Origin of the sequence: Candidatus Accumulibacter phosphatis (assembly GCF_012939955.1) — a bacterium.
In the GTDB taxonomy this organism is placed as follows: Bacteria; Pseudomonadota; Gammaproteobacteria; order Burkholderiales; family Rhodocyclaceae; genus Accumulibacter; species Accumulibacter delftensis.
Map to the genome: position 1 here is coordinate 46,275 of NZ_SPMY01000027.1, position 8,079 is coordinate 54,353.

At 62.6% G+C, this 8,079-nt stretch carries 5 protein-coding genes; 3 read left to right on the forward strand and 2 right to left on the reverse strand.

The genetic code is table 11. The features are described 5' to 3' along the window. Positions 1-16: 16 nt before the first annotated feature. Positions 17-2,515, reverse strand: coding sequence for a glycerol-3-phosphate 1-O-acyltransferase PlsB (plsB, locus tag E4Q23_RS10720; RefSeq protein WP_169066630.1), 2,499 nt, complete (start codon positions 2,513-2,515; stop codon positions 17-19). A 37-nt stretch (positions 2,516-2,552) separates the two neighbouring features. Beyond that, positions 2,553-4,601 carry an elongation factor G gene (gene fusA, locus E4Q23_RS10725; RefSeq protein ID WP_169066631.1) on the reverse strand — a complete coding sequence of 683 codons (2,049 nt, stop codon included), beginning with the start codon at positions 4,599-4,601 and terminating at the stop codon, positions 2,553-2,555. Between the two features lie 325 nt (positions 4,602-4,926). On the opposite strand from fusA, the gene E4Q23_RS10730 reads away from it, so the two are divergent. The 3 genes from E4Q23_RS10730 to E4Q23_RS10740 form a co-directional block, all read left to right on the forward strand. Further along, entirely contained in the window at positions 4,927-7,215 is a 2,289-nt protein-coding gene (locus E4Q23_RS10730; protein ID WP_169066632.1) for an NADP-dependent malic enzyme, read from the forward strand. A 282-nt stretch (positions 7,216-7,497) separates the two neighbouring features. Next, on the forward strand, positions 7,498-7,692 hold the full coding sequence (locus E4Q23_RS10735) for a hypothetical protein (RefSeq protein ID WP_169066592.1): 195 nt from the start codon (positions 7,498-7,500) through the stop codon (positions 7,690-7,692). A gap of 52 nt (positions 7,693-7,744) precedes the next feature. Next, a partial coding sequence (locus E4Q23_RS10740) for a transposase (RefSeq protein ID WP_211203717.1) occupies positions 7,745-8,079 on the forward strand: 335 nt, incomplete at its 3' end.

Here is an 8,079-nt window from a genome sequence, read left to right on the forward strand (position 1 = left end):
CTTGGCGAGGCCTCGCTCACGAGGCCACTGAGAGAGACTCGGCACCAGCTTCGGTAACGCCGGCGCCCGCCATGCGCCGGATCGTCTGGCTGGCCTCGGCCGAGAGCAGCAACTCGGCATCGGCCAGCGGCGTCATCAGACGGTGGTCAAAGTGCATGAAGCCACCCTCGTCCTCGCAGAGGAACTCGGCTTCGATCAACGCGGCGATGAATGCCGAGAAGCTGACCTTTTCCGCGAACTCTGGCGAATTGACCACGTAAAGCAGCGTTAGCCGCTGCCCCAGGCGATGGCAGCTCTCCTCCAGCGCCTGGCGCGTCAGCCGACCACTGCCCTGCTGCTCGAGCAAGGCCAGCGTCAGGAAATGCCGTTCCAGCATCGGCCGGATGCTTTCGCCGAGCAGGTGCAGTTCGGCAAATTCCTGACTGATGGGCTCCGGCGCCGCCAGGCTGCCCGATACTTCGCTGCGCAGCAGAAGACCGCGACCAATCAACACCCGTATCACGGCCTCGCTGGCCGCCGGCAATTCGGCGGGCGACCAGCGCAGGAAAAGCTCAGCGCGAAGCAGGGCGTAAATGCCACTCACCGCCTGTGCCACGCGCGCACCGTCGAGACGGCGGTTGTGGCTCAGCAGGCAGGCGATCACCGCCGGCAGAGCGAACAGATGCAGGACGTTGTTACGAAAGTAGGCAAGCAATGGCGCCTGCTTGTCAGACACCCGAATCAGATCTCCGAGGGGATCGGCAAAACGTTCGACGACCGCCAGTCGCTCGGCGTAGGCCACCACCTCGTTGGCGTCGAGCTTGCAGGCGATGCTGGTCGGGGCATAGCTGGCTTCGCTGAACAAAGCCTGGTAATGCGCGATCATCCGCTGCAGGGCCAGTTCATCGGCGCTGCGCCTGGGCGTCGCCAAGAGCGTCAGGGCGATCAAATTCACTGGATTGAGCACTGCCGCCGCGTTGATGCGCCTGGCAAGTTCGGCGGCCGCGTGGCGGCTGGCCGCGCGCGACCATGGCGAAGGGCAGTCGCCAGCCTGGTCGCGCCAGCCGGCGTGCTGCGCGTCGAGAAAGTTGGCCAGGGCCAGCGGTTCGCCCAGGCTGACATGGACCTTGCCAAATTCCCGCTTGATGGTGCGCATGCTTTTCAGAAGGCCCCATAGCGATTCACGCTGCTTGGCTTTGCCAGCCAGTTCACGAACATAGCTGTGCCCTTCGAGCAGTTTTTCGTAGCCGACATACACCGGCACGAAGAGCAGCGGCCGGCTGTGCTCACGAATGAAACTATGCACGCTCATGCCGAGAATGCCTGCCTTGGGCATCAACATCCGTCCACTCCGACTCCGCCCACCCTCGATGAAGTATTCCAGCGGGAAGCCACGGGCAAGCATCAGGTGCAGGTACTCATCGAACACAGCCGCATACAGTGGCTCACCCTTGAAACTACGGCGCAGGAAGAAGGCACCGCAGCGGCGCAGCAGGGAACCGACGATCGGCAGATTGAGGTTGGCACCAGCAGCGATATGCGGCGGCGTCAGGCCGTTGCGGCGGATCAGGTAGGACAGCAGCAGGTAGTCGATATGGCTGCGGTGACAGGGAACGTAGATGATTTCCTGCCCTGGTGCGATGCGCGTCAGGGCAGCGAAATTATGCGTCTCGATGCCGTCGTAGAGCCGCTTCCACAACCAGCTCAGAAACAGCTCGAGGGCCCGAATAGCGCCGTGCGAGTAGTCGGAGGCAATCTCGCGAGCGAAGCTGGCGGCACGCGCTCTCGCTTCCTCCGGCGAGAGCGCGTGCGTTGCGGCTTCGCGGGTGATCGCCGCACGCACGCGCTCGCCAGCGAGCACGGCATCCACCTGCGTGTTGCGATGCGACAGATCGGGTCCGATGGCCATCTCGCGCTGACGACGAAAATGGACACGCAAGACCCGTGACAGCTTGCGTCGCGCCTGCTCCTCATCGAGCCCGCCTTGCACCAGATCGCGCAGCGAGATCGGCGGGTTGTAGCGCACCAGAACCTGGCGACCGTGCAGCACGATTGCCAGCAGCTGTCGCCACGCGCCTGGCGGGCGCCAGGTCTCGGAGAAAAGAGCCTTGATGATCGAGTCCTGCTTGCCGGGAGAGCGCCCCCAGAGGATGACCACCGGCAGTAACTGCACGTCGAACTGCGGGTCGGCGATTGTCGTGCCTATCAAATTGGCGAGGAGCGCCGAGTGCCGGGGCGCGTCGCGCTCGCTGACGGCAAGACGGCGGTCACGATTGAGGAAAAAGAATGAGCGCGGCTGCCGCTGTCCGCCGCTGTCGAGCGACGCCTCGGCGCGTGGCAAGCCAGCGCGCCGAGACTCTTCGAAGAGCACCAGCAGGTTCGAAAAGTGGCGGTCCTGCAGGACGTAGCAGACCGGCTTCATCGGATCGAGCGGCAATTCCTGCATCTTCGCCGGGAAAACCGAGGTTCGTACCCAGAGATACAGCAGCCGGCGTGCCAGGCGGAGAAACCAGTCGGCGAGCTTGACCGCCTTCATCACGACGGCCTGGCTCCTCCTCGCTCGTCGCCGACCACTACTCCTCGTCGTCCACCTTGTGCTGCGCGACGAGTTCCTGCTGCGTGGCCGGCGGCACCTGCGCGTAATGCGAGAAGCTGATGCTGTACGAGCCTTGCCCGGCAGTCAGCGATTTCAGGCGCGACTGGTAAGCGTCCAGTTCGGCCAGCGGCACCTGCCCGGTGATGGCCATCACTCCCGGCCCACGCGGCTGCGTGCCGGTGAGGTGGCCGCGCTTGCTGGAAAGGTCGCCGGTGAGATCGCCGGTCATCGCCTCAGGTGCGAGAATTTCAATCTCGACCACCGGCTCGAGAACGATCGGCTTGGCGGCGCGAATCGCTTCGATCGTTGCTTTGCGACCGGCGGTCTGGAATGCGATGTCCTTGCCGTCGACCGGGTGCGACTTGCCGTCATGGACGGTGACCCGCAGGTCCTGCACCTCGAAACCGGCGACGACGCCGTCGGCCAGTGCCTGGCGGACGCCTTTCTCGACCGAAGCCATGAAGACACCCGGAATGACACCCCCCTTGACGACATCGACAAACTCGAAACCTGCGCCGCGCTCGAGGGGTTCGACGCGCAGCGCCACTTCGCCAAACTGACCGGCACCGCCACTCTGCTTCTTGTGCCGGCAGTGCCCTTCGGCGGCAGCGGTAATCGCTTCACGATAGGCGATCCGCGGCGGTGCGGTGTCGAGGTCCAGTTTGTACTGCTGCGCCAGCCGCGTCAGCTTGGCGCGCAAGTGCATTTCGCCGATGCCGCGAATCACCGTTTCGTTGGTCGTCGCCTGGCGTTCGATCTTGAAGCAGGGGTCTTCGATCTCGAGCTTGCGCAGGATCTCGAACAGGCGCTGCTCGTCGGCCTTGCGTACGGCGGTCACCGCCAGGCCCTGCATCGGCTGCGGGAACTCGAGCGGTTTGAGGTGGATATGGTCTTCGTCATGCGAATCATGCAGTACGCAGTCGAACTCGATTTCATCGACCTTGGCCACTACGCCGAGATCGCCAGGCAGCAGTGATTCGGCTTCGAGGTACTCCTTGCCCTGCAGGCGATAGATGTGTCCGACCTTGAACGGACGCTTGCCATCGCCGACAAAGAGCTGCGAATCCTTGCGAATGGTGCCCTGATGAACACGGAAAACGCCGACTTTGCCAATGAAAGGGTCGCTGACGATCTTGAAGACATGCGCCAGAACGTGCTTTTCCGGGTCCGGTTCGGCCTGGAAAGCTTCCGTCGGCCCGCCCAGCTCGCCGCGATAGAACGGTGGCGGATTGCCCTCGGCCGGACTGGGTGCCAGTTGCGCCAGAGCGTCGAGCAGCTGCGGGATGCCGGCGCCAGTTTTAGCCGAAACAAAGAGAATCGGAACCAGGTGGCCCGAACGCAGCGCTTTCTCGAAAGGCAGGTGCAATTCGTCGGGGCTCGGATCGATGCCTTCGTCCAGATAGCGGGCGAGCAGGTCCTCGTCTTCCTCAACGATTTGATCGATCAAGGCGCGATGCGCTGCAGCCACCGATTCGAAATCGCTCTCGCCGCTATCGTGGCCGAGCAATTCGACGACTTCTGCGCCCTGTTTGACCGGAAGGTCGAGCAACATGCACTCACGCCCGAAGCGCTCGCGAATCTCGCCAAGCAGCGCCGGCAGGTCGACATTGTCGGCGTCGATCTTGTTGATGACGATCATCCGGCAGACGCCACGAGCGGCTGCCAACTGCATCATCTTTTCAGTCGATAGCTCGATACCGTTTTGCGCATTGATCACCACCAACGCCGTGTCGACGGCGGCCAGGGCGCTGATCGCCTGCCCGGCAAAGTCCGGGAAGCCTGGCGTATCGATCAGATGCACATACACGTCCCGCCACGAAAAACCCGCCAGCGCCGCATTCAGCGAGTGGCCGAATTCCTTTTCCTGGGGGTCAAAATCACAAACGGTGTTGCCTTTCTCGACGCTGCCGCGGCTGCTGATCGCGCCAGCGGCAGCGAGCAGGCTTTCGGCTAACGTCGTCTTGCCGGCAGCGCCGTGGCCGACAAGAGCGACAGCACGCAGCATACTGGTGGTGGTTTGGCCCATTGATCATCTCCCATTCAAGTCGAACGCACGCCGCAGCTCCCCATCTAGCCACATGGCATGTCAGGCCGCACGTGCTGATATCATTTTACCCCCGCTGCGAGCCTAACGCGTGCTGCTTGCGGCCAGCTTCGGGAATGCCGTCGACAAATTGCCGTGCGCGCTCCCGCCGTCGCCAACTCGTCCTCTGCCCGGCGATCAGCTGCTGGCAGGCGGCGGCCCGAACAACTCGAACATAAGCGGAGGCAAAGCGTCCTTTTTGTGTAAACCGCGTCAGTCGGCTAAAGTGACGCGCTTCGTTTTTATGAACACCGCGTCAGGAGAAAAAATGGAAAATGATCTGCGCCAGGCCGACCTTCGCGAGGCCGCTCTCGAATATCACCGCGAGCCGACACCGGGAAAGATAGCTGTTCAGCCGACCAAAGGACTTAACAACCAGCTCGACCTGGCACTCGCCTATTCTCCTGGCGTCGCCTTCGCCTGCCAGGCCATCGTCGATGAACCCGGCTCGGCCAGCCTGTACACCTCGCGCGCCAACCTCGTCGGAGTGATCACCAACGGTACGGCCGTGCTTGGCCTGGGCAATATCGGCCCGCTGGCGGCGAAGCCGGTGATGGAAGGCAAGGGCTGCCTGTTCAAGAAATTCGCCGGCATCGATGTCTTCGACATCGAATTGGCGGAAAGAGATCCCGACAAGCTGATCGACATGATCGCCGCGATGGAGCCAACCCTGGGCGGCATCAACCTGGAGGATATCAAAGCCCCGGAGTGCTTCTATATCGAGGCCAAGCTCAAGGAGCGCATGTCGATCCCGGTCTTTCACGACGACCAGCATGGCACGGCGATCATTTCGTCGGCCGCGATCCTCAACGCGCTCAAGGTGACCGGCAAGAAAATCGCCGAAGTGACGGTCGTTTGCTCCGGAGCAGGGGCGGCGGCAATTTCCTGCCTCAACCTGTGGTGCGATCTTGGCGTGCGTCGCGAGAACATTCTCGTCTGTGATTCGAAAGGCGTGATCTACGCCGGCCGCGACGCCAACATGGAGCCCACCAAGGCGCGTTATGCGCGTGACACCAACTGCCGCACTCTCGGCGAAGCGCTTGCCGGGGCCGACGTTTTCCTCGGACTCTCGGCAGCGGGCATTCTCGAAGCCGAGATGCTCACCAACATGGCCAAGGATCCGATTGTCTTCGCGCTCGCCAATCCGACCCCGGAAATCATGCCCGAACTGGCGCGGAAAGTGCGCCCGGACGTGCTCATCGCCACCGGCCGCTCGGACTATGCGAACCAGGTCAACAACGTCCTCTGTTTTCCCTTCATTTTCCGTGGTGCGCTCGACGTCGGCGCAACGGGTATCAACGAGCAGATGAAGATGGCCTGCGTCAAAGCCCTGGCAGCGATGGCGCAGGAAGAGGTGAGCGACGAAGTGGCCATGGCCTACCCTGGCCAGGAGTTGGCTTTTGGCCGCGACTATCTGATCCCCAAGCCGTTCGATCCGCGTTTGATTACCATCATCGCCCCGGCGGTTGCCCAGGCGGCGATGAATTCGGGAGTGGCCACCCGACCGATCGCCGACATGGAGGCTTACCGCGAGAAGCTGCGTGAGTTCGTCTATCAAAGTGGTGTCGGCATGCGCGCGGTGTTCTCGGCCGCCAAGCGCAGCAGCGAAACGCGCATCGTCTATTGCGATGGCGAAGACGAACGCATGCTGCGCGCGGCCCAGACGATCATCAATGAAGGGCTGACGCGCCCGATCCTGATTGGTCGCCCGGAAGTCATCGCGGCGCGCTTGAAGCGGCTCTCCTCGAAGTTGCGCCCGGGCACCGATTTCGACGTCGTCGACCCGGCCAGCGACGAGCGCTACAAGGAGTGCTGGACCGCCTACCATCAGTTGCGCAAGCGTTACGGGGTGACCATCGATATCGCCAAGACGCGCTTGCGTACCAACAACACCATCATCGGCGCCATGCTGGTCAGCCTCGGCTATGCCGACGGCCTGATCTGCGGTCTCTCCGGCCGCTTCGCACACCACCTGCGGCAGATCGACGAGATCATCGGCAAGGAGCCCGGGTGCAACACCATGGCGGCAATGACCCATGTCCTGCTGCCTGGCCGCGCGCTCTTCCTCTGCGATACGCACGTCAACGAGGATCCCGACGCCGAGCAACTGGCCGAGATCACTTTGCTGGCGGCCGAAGCGGTTCGTCGCTTCGCGATCCGGCCGAAGGTGGCCATGCTCTCGCACTCGAACTTCGGCTCGTCACCCACCGCGGGTGCCCGCAAAGTCGCCAGGGCGGTGGAAATCGTCCGCGCCAAGGCGCCGGATCTGGAGATTGACGGCGAGATGCACGGCGAAAGCGCCCTCTCACAGAGCATCCGCGAACGCTCGGACCCGCAGTCGCCACTGAGCGGCGAGGCGAATCTGCTGGTGATGCCCAACCTCGATGCGGCCAACATTTCCTACAACCTGCTCAAGATGACGGGTGGCGACGGAATGTCGGTCGGCCCGATCCTGCTCGGCGCGGCGCGCCCGGTGCATGTACTGGCAGCGACGTCGACGGTTCGTCGAGTGGTGGACATGAGCGCCCTGATCGTCGTCGAGGCAGCAAGCGAGTAAGCGTCGCAGTTCATCCGGCGACGGCAATTGCCAACCGTCGCCCATTGAACGCTTGAATAGATGATTGATTGAATCATTGAATGCGCCGAATGGGCGCGCTCCAGCGCGTTCCGCGCAGTCGCTGCAGCGACACGCTCCGCGAGCGGCCCTGGGGCCGGAATGCTCGCCGAAAAGGAGCTCCTTTACAAACACGCCGAGTCAATGCATGATCGGGAAGGCTAATAACTCGGCATAGCCGGGACCTGATGGTTCAAAACGCATTACAAGGTCCTATCGCGAACAATGGCAGCCAATCCGCAAAACTCCCCGCTCAGCGGCCTCGCCCGGGCGCTGGTACAAGCTGGTCGGCTCACGGAAGCCGAGGCCGAGTCCTTGCTCGCACATTCGGCTGCCAGCCGCACCTCGCTGATCGAACAGATAGTCAACGCCAACAAGGCGACCTTCCTAGCCTGGATGTTGCATAAAGAGGGCGAGTAAGCACGTAAACATTTGATACAATTGGAGTTCTATAGAAACCAGTTCGTAAAAAATGCCTACCACTACTCGCCCAGCCTTGGATTTTACCCCGGAACAACTCCACCTCCCGCCCGCTGCGGGCTTCACGGTTCGCGCCGATTTCAGCGCCGGTGAGGTGTCCTCGGACCTGGGCGCCTTGGTGCTGAGCGCCGTCGATCGTCGCATCGGCCTGATCGATCGCCTGACCGGGGCGATTGCCGATTCCCGCGATCCTCGTTACATCACCCACCCGCTGCGCGATTTGCTGACGCAGCGCGTCTTTCAGATTGCCTGCGGCTATGAGGACGGCAACGACGCCAACGCCCTGCGTCATGACCCGCTGTTCAAGCTGGCAGCCGGGCGGGCAGC

Bases quoted from the DNA above. Each gene is read 5' to 3' on its own strand.
- plsB (WP_169066630.1), bottom strand. From the start codon at position 2,515: ATGAAGGCGGTCAAGCTCGCCGACTGGTTTCTCCGCCTGGCACGCCGG.
- E4Q23_RS10730 (WP_169066632.1), top strand. From the start codon at position 4,927: ATGGAAAATGATCTGCGCCAGGCCGACCTTCGCGAGGCCGCTCTCGAA.
- fusA (WP_169066631.1), bottom strand. From the start codon at position 4,601: ATGGGCCAAACCACCACCAGTATGCTGCGTGCTGTCGCTCTTGTCGGC.
- E4Q23_RS10735 (WP_169066592.1), top strand. From the start codon at position 7,498: ATGGCAGCCAATCCGCAAAACTCCCCGCTCAGCGGCCTCGCCCGGGCG.